The sequence below is a fragment of the Nostoc sp. genome (assembly GCF_036917155.1).
Lineage (GTDB): Bacteria > Cyanobacteriota > Cyanobacteriia > Cyanobacteriales > Nostocaceae > Nostoc.
In genome coordinates this window covers 1-17,768 of record NZ_JBALDZ010000061.1, presented here as the reverse complement: position 1 = coordinate 17,768, position 17,768 = coordinate 1, and the positions used below count along the sequence as shown (strand labels likewise).

Below are 17,768 nucleotides of genomic sequence, written 5' to 3'. Positions count from 1 at the left end.
ATTATCTCTAGGTGGTCGTTAATTACTTTCCCTGATTGCCAAAACTTTAGGTGGTTCGGGTTTGAGTAAACCGTTCAACAGGGATGCAGGAGGTTGACTATAAGGCCAAGCAAAAGCATGACGGAAAGCTGCATCTTGACAAGCGTGTAGTTGTTCAAAACTAATAATGTTGTAAGTCAAGAGATTCTCATACTCAAATGGTAGACGCACATTGTGCAATCCAGCATTATCAGTACAGATAGCGATATCAACCCCAGCATCAAAACAACGGTCAAAGACTAATTTGAGTTGACGTATATCCTGCAAAGTACCAGTTTTCAGGTAAGTTGTGGGGCAAACCTCTAAACATTGCCCACGTTTAGCCACATCATTAAGTAACTCTGGATACAGTAGGGGAATTTGGATGCCGTGACCAATTCGCATCAGATAGGGTAACAGTTCTGGGTAACAACCGGCGGTGGTTTCATATAGATGTCCCGTGGTGTTAACGCCCAGCGATCGCGCATAATCATATAGACTAATCCATTCTTCTAAGCGATTGGCGTAATAGCTATCACCCCCCGCTACATCTACTGCACAGACATACTGTTTATTTTGTGCCGCCAAATCAATAATCGCCTTGTTCACCTCATAAGGTAGGCGCGTGTGCATACAGAGAATTTGGCTAGTAATAATCGGATATTCTGGCTGGTGGCTGGCAAGTCCTACTACTTGCACAATTTCTGCCATCTTGTCAATTCTTTCGGATTGACTCAGATGTTCAGGTGTCCGCAAATAGGGAGTGTAGCGCAGTTCCAGATAAGCCAAATTCTCAAATATATAAGCACCCCGTACCAAGCGATAGATAAAGTAAGGCAAAGTCTCCACAGTTTGCACACTTTCTACCAAGGTGTGTAATTCTAGATACTCATCTAGGGTGTTACGTGGGCGGGTATAAAAATCTTCAAATTCTGAATAGTCAGCAAAGCGGGAAATCAACTCCGAAGCATGTCGCTCGAAATATTGCCATAAAACTCGTGGTACGACCGAGCCGCCTAGATGTCTATGTAATTCAGCATATAAGGCCATAGTGGTATTTTTAGGTAAAAATTTCAATAATTGTAACAAAAACATAGAAAGAAAAAATCTGTCCTCGAAAAAATTTAACTCTAGAGAATTTGAAACGGAGGTTTCACACGATCATGATTTCTCAATAGAGGTTCAGACTTAGAAGCTGCATGAAGTTAGGGTTTTATCCTGATTTTCTGAAAGTCCAGCATTTAATAGTACAGGTTTTGAGCATGAATAAGCTTGACATTATCAAGATGAAATTGATAGTATTAATATCTTTAATTTTTGTGTTATAGTTAAATAAACATTGCTATTGTTGAAGAAGTAAAGTATAGCAATATATTTTCTACTTTAACTAAGCAAATTCCTGGGCAAGGTTGGTATTAATTGAAAATTCAAGCGTTAGAAGTCAAGGCTGGCGATCGCATTATTGCTTACTGCAACAACAAAATGCAAACCTGCAAGGTAAAACGCATACTAGATCCCGGTCAAGCTAATATCACACTATCAGTATTCACCTCTGAGAATTATCGTGGTTGCTCAGTTTCATCTATAGTTCGCTTTCATAGTAACGCCTTGGTTGATTTGGTAAGTTAAAAATCAAGTAGATATTCAATCTCAAAAATATTTCTAGCTCTTGTCCAGCTTGAGGCTGGACAAAATTTTTATTAAAGGTGCGATACCTGCGGTTTTTGCTAGCCTACGTACAGATAAATCGGTTAATTGCGGCTGGATAGTTTTCGCGCACTCACATTACACCAGTGCGGGCGACAATAATTTATAAAATTTTGAGAGAAAAAATGGGTAGTGCAATAGCGATCGTCTACGCTAAAATATCATTCTCCAATTGATGTATTTTGTCAGTTCTTTTTCACATCACGAGCCATATTGAGGTAGTAGTCGTCAAGCTTGGCATTAGGGCGACGGCGGTTAGTGGTAGAAATTTTACTAGTGTGATCACGGTTCGTTTCAATTGGCTGTTTAGCAGCAGCTTGCTTTATACCTTGCACCTCTTCAGATTCCAAGAAATAACCAGAACTAGTGAATCCGAAAAGCTTGGCAAAAAAACCAAATATATTTCCGACAAAATTAGAAAAACTTTGGAATAAAACACCAAATAAGCCTTCAACGCGAAGGAAAAAGTTCCGAATAGCTTGAGTTAGCCGAAGCATGACACCACCTTCAATGATTGCCTGTCTATATATTGTGACTCAATTGCGATCGCAGAATTGATGCTATGGCAAAAATCTACCAGTGGATGGGTATAGCTATTTTTTTCGTGGAGGTTATCCAGAGCAAACTGCCAAGCATGACAAGTGATTGGTCAGTTAGATTTACTGCTTCAGTTGTATAGTCGCATAATCATTCCCCTAGTACAAGAAGGCAAAAGTAAAAAGAAAGAATGCTTATTTTGTAAGCTTTCTGGCTATTTTAAATGGTTGGTTTATTTACGCCGTGTTGTACTAGTTTTCCTGAACCAGCAAAACCGATTTAACCGGACGCTTGATAGAAATCCCCTCCAAATCAACCTTCCCGTAAAAGGTTTTACCCTTGTAATAAAGCGAAGACGAACTCCCTCCATCCAGATTCATCGCTTGTTCAGCACCAAGGGTTTTCATCAAATCAGCTAATGCTGGCAAAGATATCCCAGAGTTAGCGGGAGTCGAGGGTTTTTGAGTTACCATAACGAAAACAACGTTACCATCATGAGTGATACCTACGGCAGTTCTGGCATTAGGTTGGTTACTGCCAAGTGCATCTCGTTTATTGGGATTATCTACAAAGCCCTCTTTTACTAACGTGAGTTCTGGTAATAGGCGTGGGCCAGCACCTATCGCATCGACTAACTGGCAACCTGCTGATGGTGACTGACTGTGTAGGGCAATGGAATAGCGGATAGTTTGCCCACATAAGTAGCGGCGGAATTCTGTGCGATTAAATATTTGACCCAGATAAGGTTTCAAGTTGGGATTGTTCACCAGCCGTTCATTTTCCTTGGGATCAGCTACCAACTTTCCTTGTATGACAACATAAGATGTAGTTTTTTGGTTGCCTGGGTCAAAAAAGCCTGCATTCAAAATAGCTGCGGCTTGATGCTTCTGAGCAAATTCCTCTACAGTGGCTACCTTCTCTGATAGTGCAGGAGTTACCAAAAATCTGCTATTGGCTGGAATCAACAGGATGTGAGCGATGCTTTGGGGTAAAGTGCGCTCTAAGTAGCGGATAGTTTTTGGTGGTGAAGCTGCAATAGTCGGTATTGATGGCGTTGAAGAACGCAAATTAAACCACAACACCATTGCCAAACTAATTAATATCAAAGCCAGTAGTTTGATTTTCCTCACTCTTAAACTCACTCTTGCTCTAAACGGTTAGTCTGGTCAGGTGAAGTCTCCTACAAGCCCCTAGCTTCAGCTATGGGGTTGGTACTCAACTAGAGAACCCTGACTTATCCTTTTGAGGAGTGTAGACCTTAGCCACCTAATAGACATCTCCAGAAATAAAATATGCGTTATCCAGAACCCTTGTAGAGACGTAGCATTGCTACGTCTCTACATTCTTTTTCGGAGATGTCTAATGAACTCGGATACTGTTAATGCTATCAGGACGTTGCGCGATCGCGGTGAACATCTGCAAATTGTACCGCAAAACTTGATTGAATTTTGGAACGTCTACACACGTCCAACCGAGCGAAATGGCTTAGGGCGTAGCTTAGCAGAAACACAGGCAGAAGTTAACCGATTAAAGGTGTTTTTCCCATTGTTGCTAGATACTGAAGCAATTTACCAGGAATGGGAAAGGCTGGTAATTGCCTATGGTATTAGGGGAATCAACGTACACGATGCGCGACTGGTTGCAGCAATGCTGGTGCATGGGCTAACCCATATTCTTACATTTAACATTAGTGATTTTGCCCGTTACTCAGAAATTACTGCTGTTAATCCAACTGCAATCTCTAACAGGTAGTTCTGACGACTGACTCCTGAATTCTGTTTGATAAATGTTTTAGCAGAAATTAACCGCTATAAAGGTAATGTTCTCATTATTACTAAGTGATCGCTAATTTTTGGCTGATCGTAAAAATGCTCTCAAAAGACCTAATCGATTATAACTGTCGCAAACCTTGCTGTATAAGCATTATAAAGATTTTTTACTTGACATTTACCCGTCACTTACCCGATACTATTTACATAGTTGCAAAACACCTTACCCTTCATAGAGATTGAAACTAGTAAGAACTACGCGCTAATTTTCCAACAGGGCGTTGCAAAACACCTCATATCTCATAAGGACTGAAACAACGACGTGCGGTACTGAAGACAGGTAAGCGCCTCGCAAAGCACCTTTCCTTTACAGGGATTGAAACGCTTGAAACTCACTAAAATCCCTATTAGAGATTGAAATTAAGACTATGTTAGAAAACACAAACCTGAAAAATATCTCCAAAAAATTCGCTATAGCCAGAAATTGTGCTTCTTTCAAAGAAAATGAGGCAATGAGAGCTATTGCATATAGTATGGATTTACTACTACCTGGTTTGTATATATGGCTACTTGGTTTTAGTTTTCGCCTTGGTGGGAGTGTACCAGACGATATTCCCTATAAATATCCTGGTAAAATTCACAGTAACACTGGAATTGCTTTAGTATTACCAGGATATAGAATTTTTACGACTTACCAGGGTAGTTATGACCCTAAACAGACATCAAATACAGGGGCTAAGAGCTTTTAATTGTATTGTTCTCGACTCAAATACTTTTGAAACCTTAATGACTCAAGCAGGGTATTCAATCTCAGGTAGCGCACCTGCACAGTCTAATAGAATAAAAGTATGGTGGATTCATAACGAATACCCAAGAGTCGAGTCTGTATATAGTCCAGACAAGACAATAGTGATAACGGCATATCATATTAACTGATATTTTTTATTTCTTATTAACCAATTTTTAACGTGTATAGAAATTAGACATCTCCAGAAATTAAATATGCGTTATCCAGAATCCTTGTAGAGACGTAGCACTGCTACGTCTCTACATTCATTTTCACCAGATGTCTATTGGTTAATATTATTTTTGTAGTCTGTGATACTTTCACCACTAAAATTAATTAGCCATCTCCCATAACTGATTTTAGTTCTTGAGACAGCGAATGTGTGTCTCTGAATGTAGAGGCAGGCAAGTACACTGTAAATTGAGTACCTCTGCCTACTTGACTGTAAACATTGACAAAACCACCGTGATTTTTAATAATGCCCAACGCGGTAGAAAGTCCTAAACCTGTACCTTTGCCTACCTCTTTGGTGGTGAAAAATGGTTCAAAAATCCGTTGCTGGACTTCCGACGACATCCCCATACCAGTATCCGTCACCACGATCGCAATATAAGAACCGACTTTCGCATCGATGTTTATCTGGGCAGAATGTTCGCCAATCACCAGATTTTCCGCCGCAATCCTTAAAATACCGCCATTGGGCATAGCATCGCGGGCGTTGATTACCAAGTTTATTAGCACCTGATGCAGTTGAGTTATGTCTCCACGAACATACCAGAGATTTTTCGGGATATCTATCTGGCAAATAATAGATTTGGGGAATGTTTGAGCGATAATTTGCTCAATTTCTGCCATCAAAGGCGGAATTTGCACAATTATCCGTTTATCTTCAATACCCCGTGCAAAAGATAACACTTGCTTGAGCAAATTAGCACCGCGTTTCACATTATTTTCTAAAGTTTGCAGTATTTGCTGACTCTGCTGATCGGGCAATTTTTTCTGCAACAGTTGAACTGACATTAAAATTGGAGATAGTATATTGTTGAGGTCATGGGCGATACCGCCAGCTAGAGTACCGATACTCTCTAAACGTTGCGATCGCAGAAGTTGAGCTTCCAGCTGTTTTTGCTGCGTGATTTCAGTGTTCACACTCAAAATGGATTTGGGTTGGCCATTATTATGTCGGATCAGTGTCCACCGACTTTCAACGATAATTACTTTGCCTTCCCTAGTCAGTTGATGCAACTCACCCCGCCACTCGCCCGTACTCATCACCCTCAAGTAAGCATCTTCTAGCTGTGGTGAAATCTCTTTATACAAAAGTTGCAAAACATTTTTACCCACAACTTCCTCAGCCTTCCAGCCATATAGACTCTGGGCACCTTTATTCCAAAATAAGATTTGGTTATGGATACTTCGCACCAGAATCGCGTCAGTTGATACATCCAGCAGCGCTGCTTGTTCGCGGATTTTCTGTTCTGCCTGTTTTTGCTGGGTTATATCTCGCGTCAGTGCCAAATGAATGAATGTGCCATCAAATTCGTTACGCAGTGGTACAGCATGAGTTTCCATGTAGCGGTGAGTGCCCTTAAATCCCACGATTTCAAACTCCAAAGTCCCCTTATTACCTTGGCAGACACTTTTATGCAATTCAGCAAAGGCGGTTCTATACTCTGGTAAAATTACAGCATCAATTGGTTTACCAATTAATACATCAGCACTCTCCACTTCCATTATTGCCAGACCTTCTGCATTAATTTCTAAAAGGGTGCCATCCCTGGCAATTAACTGGATGCATTCTGGTTCTGCATCTATCATGGCTCGTAAACGATTTTCACTTTGGCGTAGAGCCAGTTCCGTCTGCTGAAGTTGCCTGATATAACGCCACAACAAATCATATAGCAGCGCCACCAGCACCAAATCCACAATAGCAGCGATAAAAAATGTCACTATCGCCTTTTGGGAACTTGCTTGCGACTGCTCCATTCCCTGGTGTAACAAATTTTGCTCCGCCTTTAAAGAGTCGTGAATCAGTTGTTGGATTTCTTTGCCGATTAGCTGATCTCGATCGGATAAGATTAGTTGCCGAACTGCCTCTAATCCTTGGTTTTGTCTGAGGTAAATTTCTTGTTGCAAAATGTTGAGCCTGTTGGTAATTTTCGGCTCCAGCAAAGAAATCCACTGCTGCTTTTGATAATTTTTAGCAGTTAGCTTAGTGAGAATCTGAATATTGCTATTAGTTTGTTGATAAGCTGCAAGATAAGTTTTTAGATCATCTGCATCTGCTGTAATTAGGTAATTACGTTGTGCAGTTTCAGTATCTTTAAGTGCAAATTGGATACTTTCAATTTGGGTAATAACTTTATATGAGTCTGTTACCCATTGCTGGTTATGAATCAGCTTCACAGTGTTGCTATATGAAACTACAGCATTAGTAAATACAACTGCCAATGCTAGGACGAATATTGCTTTCAGCTTTTGGACTCGATACCATTTTTTGCTCATGCGATCGCCCCTTCTGCCGCAGATTACCTCCATCAGTTAAGATTAGAGATTAAAAACAAATACAGAGAATATTGTAAGGACTTTGATAACACTGATAACAAAATACAATCTATTATAGTTGTAAATATCTGGATATTTTGGGATGATAGTTTATACATAATAGTTACAAATAAATCCGCTAATTTTTAATATAAATTCATTTTTAGCAGTAATGTAGCCAATGCAGTTAAGATCGGGAGCATCCCAGTTTTTTGCAAAGAGGATAAAAATTAGTCAGGATAAGTAAGACGAGTGTATTTAACTACCGATAACCCCAGAACAAAAATCCAGAGCAAGCTTTGCTAAAGAATGAAGCGATCGCATACATCCCTAAGCCCAATCTCAAAACTCTTAATTATACCAGTTTCTTGTAGTTGATGTAAAAAATTTTCTAAATCAAACTTCAATCCCAAAGCACTCTGATATCTATCTTCCGCATTTTTCGCCATCAATTTCATCACAATATCTGAGAGGACTTGCGGAATCTCTGCACTTTTGAATTGTTCTGGAAGTTTAGCAATATGAGAATGTACCAACTCCATTGGATCATTTGATTGAAATGGCAAAACTCCAGTGAGTAATTCGTAGAATGTCACACCCAGAGAATAGAAATCTGTGCGGTAGTCAATCCCCCGATTCATTCTCCCCGTTTGTTCTGGGGAAATATAAGCTAGTGTCCCTTCTAACACATTAGACATCTGGTGAAAATGAATGTAGAGACGTAGCAGTGCTACGTCTCTACAAGGATTCTGGATAACGCATATTTAATTTCTGGAGATGTCTATTGGGATTGATTAATGTCTGCGTTTCTCGTGGTAGTAAGGATGCAATACTAAAGTCGATTAATTTGACTTGTTTGGTGTCTGGGTTAATTAAAATATTGGCGGCTTTGATGTCTTTGTGAATAACGCGGTTTTGATAGAGTATATCTAAGGTGTTGCAGAGTGCGATCGCTATCTCCAAAAACTCGATCAGAGATTCTACGCTTCGCCCCATTCTCCATTCCACCAGAGAAATCCCCCCAAAGTCTTCCATCACCAGCGCATAGCCATTTTGATAAGGTTCCAGGCTGTAGGTTGCGATGATCAGAGGTGAGTTGAGATTTTTGGCAATGGTGTACTGATTGCGAAACGATAAGAGTTCAGAGAAGCTGGGATAAGGATTTTTCAGTAGTTTAATCACTACAGGTAATGAGTCAGTTTCTCGAACCCCTCGATAAACCAGAGTTCTAGAACCATTGTACCGGGATTTCTCACCAATGCTCAAAGCCTGTGCTTGTGCTTGTGCAGGGGAGCAGGGGAGAGTTCAATGTGCCTTGTTCTTTCCCCTCCGCCCCTCTGCCCCTCCGCCCCTCTGCCCCTCTGCCCCTCTGCCCCTCTGCATTTCAAACTTGTGAGAAATGCGGGTGTAGAGTTCTTCACTAATGCGATATCCGGGAATATTTATAAGATACTCACCATGTTACTAAATCTGTGAAACTTCCAAATTTAGTATTCCCAAAAAAGATCCCCGACTTCGCGAAAGTTGTCGGGGATCTGAACCCTAAACTATAAGGTAATTTCAATGATAAATTCTGTACCCTCTCCTGGTGCGGAAATGCAGCTTAATTTTCCCCCATGTTTTTCTACCACGATCGAATAGCTAGTTGATAATCCTAAACCTGTACCGCTACCTATTGATTTCGTCGTAAAAAATGGATTAAATATTTTATTTTGCACTGACTCGCTCATCCCTATACCGTTGTCTGCAATGCGGATAACTACCTTTTTTGCTTCTCTGAATTCCGTCTGAATTATAATAGTCGGTTGGCGATTTATATCTGATTCTTCTAAGGCATCAATGGCATTATTGATAATATTCATAAATACTTGATTCAGAGCAGAGGCATAACAATTAACTAAAGGGAGTTGACCATATTTTTGAATAACTGCAATTTCTGGATGTTTACTGTTACTCTGAAGTCGATGTTGCAAAATTAACAGAGTACTATCAATACCAGAGTGAATGTCTACTGGTTTCATTTCTGATTCATCCAAGCGGGAAAAGTTTCGCAGTGATAGCACAATTTGCCGGATACGATTTGCTCCAGTTTTCATAGATTTCAGCAGGTTTTGTAAATCATCCACCAGAAAACCTAGTTCGATCTCTGCCATTTTCTCGGCAATCTCTGGCAATGGTTGCGGATAGAGTTGCTGATATAAATTATTTAATTCAATTAAGGATGCAACGTATTCACCCGCAGGTTCTAAGTTGCCATAGATGAAATTAATCGGATTATTAATTTCATGAGCAATCCCAGCAACTAACTGTCCTAACCCGGACATTTTTTCGGACTGAATTAGTTGGGCTTGAGTCGAGTAAAGTTGATCGAGTGTTGATTCTAGCTGAGTGGCCTTTTCTGTGATTTCCTGGGTGCGTTCTTCTACTTTTTGCTCCAGACTATGGGAATAGTCCTCTAATTTGTGATATAATAATGCGTTTTCTAGAGAAATTGCTGCTTGAGTAGTGAGAAAATTGAGAAATTGTAAGCGATCGCTTGTAAACGCCCCCGTCACTAAGTTATTTTCTAGATATAAAATGCCGATCAACTTACCTTGATGCAAAATCGGGCTACATAAGATACTCTGAGGCTGCTGACGAATAATATAAGGGTCATTTGCTAAGGTCGGATCGGCACTTGCATCAATTAGCACAACCGTCTGCCTGTTGTGCAAGACTTTGTAAATCAACTTCAGGGAAATATCCTGGCTGTCTTCAACGGGAAGACTCTGCAACACCACTGGCTCTGTCCCCAGGGTAATTGACCCTTCGATCAATAGGCGCTCGTCTTGCAACAGCATTAATACGCATTTATCAGCCCCCGCATTTTCGATGACGAGCAAAAGCAATACTGAGAGCAATTTTTCGAGTTCGATTTCCCCTGACAGAGTTTGGGAAGCTTTGAGAATGGCAGCTAAATCTAAAGCAACAGAGACATTGCTACTGGAAGTCGGGGAACTAGTAGATGTGACATTCCCCAGTGCCAAGATAGTTTCATTAATTGACAGGGGAGAACGGGTTTGCTGGAGGATGGGAGCAAGCAGTTGGGGATAGCGTATTTCCAAGTCAGCAACTTTGGCTTTCGCACCCCAACTAATATAGCTGTAGTAGGCTTCAATCATGTATTCCCCAGCAATACGCTGTTTGCCCCAGTCAAGGTAAAATTTGGCGGCGAGTTCATTGGCTAAGGCTTCTTCATTAATAAACTGATGTGTTTTAGCAAGATTTATGGCTTGGTCATAATACCCACTAGCTACGGCTTTTTCACCCAACACTCGATACCGTTCAGCCTCCACTAGATACCATTTATGCAAGTGATTCATCGGGGCATTTTCTGCCCATTGATGCAGAATTGTTTGGTGGGTTTGCGCCTCAAGAAGAGTTTGGGCTTGCTCTGCTTCTGGCTGGGTTCTTAAGAGTGCTAGGTATGTGAGGGCAGCATAAAAATGGAAAACGGGAATATGTACCGCCCCTGCTGCTGCCATAAAATAGGGCTTGATTCCGGTGATATAGTCAAGGGCAGCGTGATAATTGCCCCAGAGAGCAGCAAGCATCAGCTTGTAGGTATAGGCGTAGGCGATCGCTGCAAAATCGTTATCCTGCTGGTGCTTTGGCAGCATAATTGTTTCATCGTAGACAGTACCAATTAAGCGATGGGGTTGGCTCCCTGTTTCTCTCAAATTCTCCACCACTTGCCGCACTGCATCCAATAAAATACACGCCGCATTTTGTTTCGCCTGAGTCAGAACCACACTGTAAGGAGCTAATTCGGCTGACAACGTGTTTAAATTTACACCAGCGAACAGCGCTATATGCCCGTAACCTTGTATGCTGTAGCCAGCGTACAGAAAACTGCCTGTTTCCATACCATTGGTGTAGCTATCTTTCATTGTCGATAGCGTTGCCAAAAACGATTGCCGACGATGTTGGATGAAACCCCCAAAGAGGTTTAAAGGGAGACATATACTCCGCTCGTTCAATTTTTCCAGCAACGAGAGAGTTAAAAGACCAAACTTGTAGCCAGTTTCAACTTCGCTCAAAAAAGCACATAGCATCATACCGTGAATCGCATATCCTACCGTCGAGGCGGGGGTATTGCCAAACTGGAGCGACAACCGCACCATCGTTGCGCTCAACAGAGGCATTAAACCTGGATTTCCCAATAATACTGGTGCAAACAATATTCCTAATAATTGCATGGCGGCGATCGCAGAGCGATCGCTCATCACGGGTAAGTCAATCAGTTCAGAAATTTCTCTGCCTTGGAGTTGCTCTTTTACGTATTCCAAGGCTTTGCCGATTTCGGCTGATTCTGGCGCACTCGGTAAATCCACCCCTAATTGACTCAGGACATCTGCGCTGACGGCGATCGCCCCTAATATTTGGCTCTGAGCCGTTAGTGCCGCAATTTTAATTTCGTAGATTTTCACTTTATCAAAAATGGTCTGGGTGTTCTGCAAAACCACTCCAGCCATCTCTTCCATGCTCTCAAAGTCACTATTTAAATAGCTGGCTTCGGTTACTGCCAAATGGAGATTCAAGGCTAATTCGTACTGTGTTTGCCAGCAGTCGGGCTGGAGTAAGGCGATCCCAGTTTAGAAATATACTCTAGCGGCGGTGTATGCAGTCGCATTTTTGGCTTTAGTACCAGCTTTCAAGTTGAGTTGAGCTAGGGCTTGGCGATCGCTTGCTTGACTAATTAACTCAATTCCTAAATTCAAATGCCCAACCAGATCGAAAAGTTTTTCTTCAATCTCTAACTCAGACAGATTTTCTCTCAGTAATTGTCCAATTTTGAGATGAGTTGCTGTTTTTTGTTCATCGGAAATCAAGAAATAAGCTGCTTGCTGTACTCTGTCATGTAAAAATTTGTAACTTGCTAATTGCTCATTGCTAATAGATATTTGTTGATTTCTATTAGCAATGGACAAATAGCTATTAGCAGTTTCATCTTGATAAAATTTATAAACCTCATTCATCGGTAAAATTAATCCTTCTTGCAATGCTTTCCACAAAGCAGTTGCCGTATTAATTTGGCATTGTTCCGAAACAATTGCCAAAGTTGCTAAATCAAACTGGTTGCCAATACAAGATGCTAACTTGAGGATATTCTGGGTGAAGAGTGGTAATTTCTCTAACTGCAACGCCATAAATTCAACGACATCATCTGTAACTGCCTGTTGATTAATTTGGGAAATATCACATTGCCACCCCCCCGTAGCCCCTCCTTGGCAAGGGGGGGTAAACTTAATCAGTTGCTCTTGATGTAATGCCTTCAAAAACTGGAGAGAAAAAAACGGATTTCCTTGAGTTTTTTGAAACACTAATCGAGAAAGAGGTGATGCCAAATCCTGGGAGCATTTAAGTGTGTCAGCAACTAATTGATTGACTGTTTTTTGATTCAGTGGTGCTAAGGTAATTGTATTAATCGTTGTTTGGTTTTTTTCAATCTCATTCAAGGTCAACATTAATGGATGTACTGGGTTTACCTCGTTATCACGGTACGCACCAATTAACAGCATATGACTGGTATCAGCCATTAAAAGCTGCATTAACTTCAGTGATGCCGAATCTGCCCATTGCAAATCATCTAAAAACATCACTAAGGGATGTTCTAAGCTGGTAAAAACTTGAGTGAATTTTTGAAATAATAAATTAAATCTATTTTCTGCCGCCGTTCCTGATAATTCTATGGCGGTTGGTTGTTCACCAATAATTCTTGATAATTCGGGGATAACTTCAATAATTACTTGTCCATTTTCACCAACTGCTGATAATATTTTGTTTCTCCATTGCTCCCTTTGTGCATCGCTTTCGCTTAAAAGTTGCCCCATTAAATCTCGGAAGGCTTGCACAAATGCACTGAAGGGAATATTACGTTGAAATTGGTCATATTTCCCTTTGATAAAATAACCGCGTTGGCGCACAATTGGTTTATGAACTTCGTTGACAATCGCCGTTTTCCCAATTCCGGAAAAACCTGCTACCAGAATCATTTCTGTTGCACCAAGGCTAACTCGCTCAAATGCTTGGAGTAGGTTTTCTACTTCTGTTTCTCGTCCATAGAGTTTATCAGGGATAATGAAGCGATCGCACACATCCCTCTGTGCAATTTCAAAGCTTTTTATTATACCATCAACTTGTAACTGATGTAAACAATTTTCTAAATCAAATCTCAGCCCCAATGCACTCTGATAGCGATCTTTAGCATTCTTCGCCATCAATTTCATGACAATATCACAGAGTACTTGGGGAATCTCTTCCCCTTCGGCTCCGCTCAGGGTGAACCTGTTCCCTAATGCCATAGGCATTTTTGCAATGTGACAATGCACTAACTCCATTGCATCATTTGAGACAAATGGTAAAACTCCAGTAAGTAACTCGTAGAAAGTCACACCTAAAGAATAAAAATCAGTTCGGTAGTCAATTCCCCGATTCATCCTCCCCGTTTGTTCTGGGGAAATATAAGCGAGTGTCCCTTCTAACACATTGGGATTGACTAGTGTTTGGGTTTCCCGTGGGAGTAAAGATGCAATACTAAAGTCGATTAATTTAATTTGTTTGGTTTGGGGATTAATTAAAATATTGCTGGGTTTGATATCTTTGTGAATAATCCGCTCTCGGTAGAGTACATCTAAGGTATTGCAGAGTGCGATCGCAATTTGCAAAAATTCTTGTAGAGACGCGATAGATCGCGTCTGGTTAGAGGTGAAATAATCTTTGAGAGCAATCCCCCTAAAGTCTTCCATCACCAACGCATAGCCATTTTGGTAGGCTTGGAGGCTGTAGGTTGCGATGATTAGCGGTGAGTTGAGATTTTTAGCAATGGTGTACTGATTACGAAACGATAAGAGTTCAGAGAAGCTGGGATAAGGATTTTTCAGCAATTTTATCACTACAGGTAATGAGTCAGTTTCTCGAACCCCTCGATAAACCAAAGTTCTGGAACCATTGTAGAGTTGTTCACTTACTTGATATCCGGGAATATTGACTAACGTGCTAATCATAGTGCTAAATCTGTGAAACTTCCAGATTTAGTATTCCCAAAAAAGATCCCCGACAACTTGTGCGAAGTCGGGTATCTGAACCCTGAACTATACCGGAATTTCAATAATAAATTCTGTACCTTCACCTAAAACAGAGTTAAAACCCAATTTTCCGCCGTGAGTTAATTCCACAATTTGACGAGCGATCGCTAACCCTAAACCTGTACCTTTACCAACAGCTTTGGTAGTAAATAAATGGTCAAATATTTTGGATTTTACTTTTTCATTCATCCCTTTACCATTATCCAGAATGGCAATTTTAACGCGAGTATTTTCGACTGAGGTTGTAATTGTAATGCAGTTAGGATTAGCTTTGATTTCCTCAAAACTGCGTCCATGATTAAATTCATCCAAAGCATCAATGGCATTAGCTAAAAGATTCATAAACACCTGATTTAATTGACCAGGGAAACATTCAATTTGAGGTAAATTACCGTAGTTGGTGACAACTTCAATCGCGGGACGTTGTTCATTGCCCTTGAGACGATGTTTAAGAATGAGAATGGTACTATCAATACCTTGGTGGATATTGAAAGGCACTTTGTAATCTTGGTCGGCACGAGAGAAAGTTCTTAAACTGGTACTGATATTTTTGAGGCGATCGCACCCCATTTTCATGGAGTCAATCATGTTGGGTAAATCTTTCAGAAGATAATCTAAATCAATCTCCTCAGCATGGTTGGCAATATATCCTTCTGGAGCGCGATCGCGATATAGATTCAGATGCTCCATTAACTCTTGCACCCTTTGCTGTGCCTCATTCAAGTTGCCAGCAATAAAGCCAATGGGATTGTTAATCTCATGAGCCACGCCAGCCACAAGATTGCCCAACGCAGACAACTTCTCCTGCTGTACTAACTGGATCTGGACTTGCTGGAGATGATGCAAAGCTTGGGAAAGTTCAGTAGTTCGCTGTTCAACTTGCTGTTCTAGGGTTTGAGTGAAGCGTTGCACCTTCAGTTGGGTTTCAATGCGAATCAACATTTCTTCGACTCGAAAAGGCTTAGTGATGTAGTCCACGCCGCCCACATGAAATGCTTTTACCTTGTCTAGGGCATCATCGAGGGCACTAATAAAAATTATCGGGATATTGCGAGTCTCTTCAGAAGCTTTGAGTTGGCGACAGACTTCGTAGCCATCAATATCAGGCATATTGATATCCAGCAAAATCAGAGCGGGAGGTTCTGACTGAGCCGATCGCAGTGCCATTGTCCCATTGATGGCTGTACGCACCTCGTATCCTTGCGATCGCAAAAGATTGGACAATAAACGCAGATTGTCCCGCAAATCATCGACTACAAGAATTTCTGTTTTAGGTAGGAGAATCATAGTTAAAATAACTAAGGAAGAAATTGAGTCAGGAGTGCTGAGTGCAATTATTACTTTTTTGACTCAGCACTCGTTACTCAGCACTCAGCACTGTTTCGGTCAGTTCGATTAGAGTGTCGAACTCAAAGTTATCTACCAACTCGTTCAAAGCTTTTACCATTGCCGACTGTTGATCGGGAATCTGTTGAATCAGTGCAATTAGCCGTTTCTCCCGTCCAGTGGTAGCGGCGGCGTGAAATTCTGTCAGCCACTCAGCCGACATCACTTTTAAGTCAGACGGTTGCAGTTGAACTATTGTAGATGGCTGTGGTGGCTGATGTTGTAGATTGTCTGTTTCCTCGTACACATAGCGCACACCAAGATGTTTTTCCATTGCGTAGAGAATTTCGTAATCCCGATACGGCTTTCGCATGAAGTCATCACAGCCAACTGCCAAAATTGCCGACCGTTCTTCTTCCAAACTGCTGGCAGTCAAAGCAATAATTTTGGTGGTGTTGTCGTTGGCTTGGGCTTTGATGTACTGTGTAGCTTCAATGCCATTAAGTACAGGCATTCTCATATCCATCCAAATCAAGTGGGGCTGCCATTGTTGCCAAATATCGATCGCCTTTTGACCATTCTCCGCTTCTTTGAGGTCAAATCCCAAGGGAGTGAGCAACTTGATTAAAATCTGGCGATTGATGTCTTTATCATCCACGACTAAGATCCGGTATTGCGGTTGATCGGGTTCCAGGGCAATAATCTGTCGCTGCAATTGCACCCTTTCCTCATCTACTGCCTCAACAGCGATCGCTTGAATGTCAAATTTGACAACAGTGCCATACCCCACCTGAGAACTGACGGTCATCTCCCCGCCCATTAGCTGCACAAATTTGCGGCTAATTGGTAATCCTAATCCAGTTCCCTCCTGGGCATTTTTTCCGGTTTGGGTTTGGGCAAAGGCTTCAAACAATTTATCTAATTCCTCAGCCGCAATGCCTGCACCAGAGTCTTCGATCTCGAAATGTAGGGTTAGTGGTTGGGAGGTAGGCAATTCTGGGGGATTGATTGCCATCACCTTCAGCGCCACACCTCCTTCATCGGTAAATTTAATTGCGTTGCTGATCAAGTTAATCAACACTTGGCGTAGCTTCACTTCATCGGTTTGTATATAAGGGGGTAAATTGGGCAAATATTCAAACAACAACTGGAGCCTTTTGTCCTCTGCTTTGAGTCGGAACATATCTTCTACATCACTCAGCAAGCGATAGAGATCGAACCGTTTGGGATTGAGGGTAGTTTTACCCGCTTCTATCTTGGATAGATCGAGAATATTATTGATCAATGTCAGCAAATGTTCGCCACTACGAGTAATAATACTCACCGCCTCCCGATGTTCGGTGGAGAGGGTTTTGCTGCGAATCATCAGTTGTGCAAACCCCAAAATAGCGTTGAGGGGAGTGCGGAGTTCGTGACTCATGTTGGCAATGAAGGAACTTTTGGCTTGATTCGCTACTTCTGCTTTTTCTTTGGCTTGTTCTAGTTGTTGATTTGATTCTGCTAAATCTACGGTGCGATCGCACACTCGCTGTTCTAGGTTTTCAAAGGATTCTTTTAGTTGTCCTGCCATTTGGTTGAAAGCGAGTGCTAATTCTCCTAGTTCATCGGTGCGATCGATCTCGACGGCGTGATTCCAATCTCCTTTCGCGATATCTTTTGCCGCTTGATTAAGGCGCAAAATTGGTCGAGTCACCCATCGAGAAGTGAAGATACCTAAGATAATAGCAAGTACGAGTGCCGCCAGACAAAGCAGAATCGTGGTGCGGGTATTAGCATCGATTTGCTCCATAAAATCAGCCTCCGGCACGACTACTACCATTAGCCAGTCTAGTCCATCCTCATCTCGCATCGGTGTTACTCCCTAGCTATCTAATTGGTATTTCAGGGCTTGAGACTCAAGCACAGAGAGAAGTTCGGTATGTTGATTGACTAAACCTTGTATTGCGGTAATTG

Annotated in this window: 9 protein-coding genes and 2 pseudogenes; 3 read left to right on the top strand and 8 right to left on the bottom strand. The window is 41.4% G+C overall.

The genetic code is table 11. The features are described 5' to 3' along the window. Positions 1-18: 18 nt before the first annotated feature. On the bottom strand, positions 19-1,068 hold the full coding sequence (locus V7K67_RS09015; RefSeq protein ID WP_334731679.1) for an adenosine deaminase: 1,050 nt from the start codon (positions 1,066-1,068) through the stop codon (positions 19-21). 369 nt (positions 1,069-1,437) lie between these two features. On the opposite strand from V7K67_RS09015, the gene V7K67_RS09010 reads away from it, so the two are divergent. Beyond that, positions 1,438-1,647, top strand: coding sequence for a hypothetical protein (locus tag V7K67_RS09010; protein ID WP_179066062.1), 210 nt, complete (start codon positions 1,438-1,440; stop codon positions 1,645-1,647). 263 nt (positions 1,648-1,910) lie between these two features. On the opposite strand, the gene V7K67_RS09005 is transcribed toward V7K67_RS09010, so the two are convergent. Beyond that, entirely contained in the window at positions 1,911-2,222 is a 312-nt protein-coding gene (locus tag V7K67_RS09005) for a threonine dehydratase (protein ID WP_334731680.1), read from the bottom strand. A gap of 291 nt (positions 2,223-2,513) precedes the next feature. After that, entirely contained in the window at positions 2,514-3,392 is an 879-nt protein-coding gene (locus V7K67_RS09000) for a phosphodiester glycosidase family protein (protein WP_335166153.1), read from the bottom strand. A gap of 232 nt (positions 3,393-3,624) precedes the next feature. Between V7K67_RS09000 and V7K67_RS08995 the strand changes: the two genes are divergently transcribed. Both V7K67_RS08995 and V7K67_RS08990 read left to right on the top strand, forming a co-directional pair. Further along, a complete protein-coding gene (locus V7K67_RS08995; protein WP_334731682.1) occupies positions 3,625-4,014 on the top strand; it encodes a type II toxin-antitoxin system VapC family toxin in 390 nt (129 codons plus the stop codon). 445 nt (positions 4,015-4,459) lie between these two features. Next, the gene (locus V7K67_RS08990; protein ID WP_334708223.1) at positions 4,460-4,780 is read left to right on the top strand and encodes a hypothetical protein; all 321 of its coding nucleotides are present in this window, start codon (positions 4,460-4,462) and stop codon (positions 4,778-4,780) included. A 374-nt stretch (positions 4,781-5,154) separates the two neighbouring features. Here the strand turns inward: V7K67_RS08990 and V7K67_RS08985 are convergent, their stop codons facing one another. From V7K67_RS08985 to V7K67_RS08965, 5 genes and pseudogenes are all read right to left on the bottom strand, one after another. Continuing rightward, the gene (locus tag V7K67_RS08985) at positions 5,155-7,323 is read right to left on the bottom strand and encodes a PAS domain S-box protein (protein WP_335166150.1); all 2,169 of its coding nucleotides are present in this window, start codon (positions 7,321-7,323) and stop codon (positions 5,155-5,157) included. Positions 7,324-7,667: 344 nt separating this feature from the next. After that, positions 7,668-8,628: pseudogene (locus V7K67_RS08980) on the bottom strand (serine/threonine protein kinase); the annotation flags it as partial. Between the two features lie 281 nt (positions 8,629-8,909). After that, positions 8,910-14,408 (bottom strand): annotated as a pseudogene (locus tag V7K67_RS08975) (trifunctional serine/threonine-protein kinase/ATP-binding protein/sensor histidine kinase). Between the two features lie 87 nt (positions 14,409-14,495). Next, complete coding sequence (locus tag V7K67_RS08970) at positions 14,496-15,776, bottom strand: sensor histidine kinase (RefSeq protein WP_335166148.1); 1,281 nt, start codon at positions 15,774-15,776, stop codon at positions 14,496-14,498. Positions 15,777-15,849: 73 nt separating this feature from the next. Beyond that, entirely contained in the window at positions 15,850-17,664 is a 1,815-nt protein-coding gene (locus V7K67_RS08965) for an ATP-binding protein (protein WP_335166146.1), read from the bottom strand. Positions 17,665-17,768: the final 104 nt, after the last annotated feature.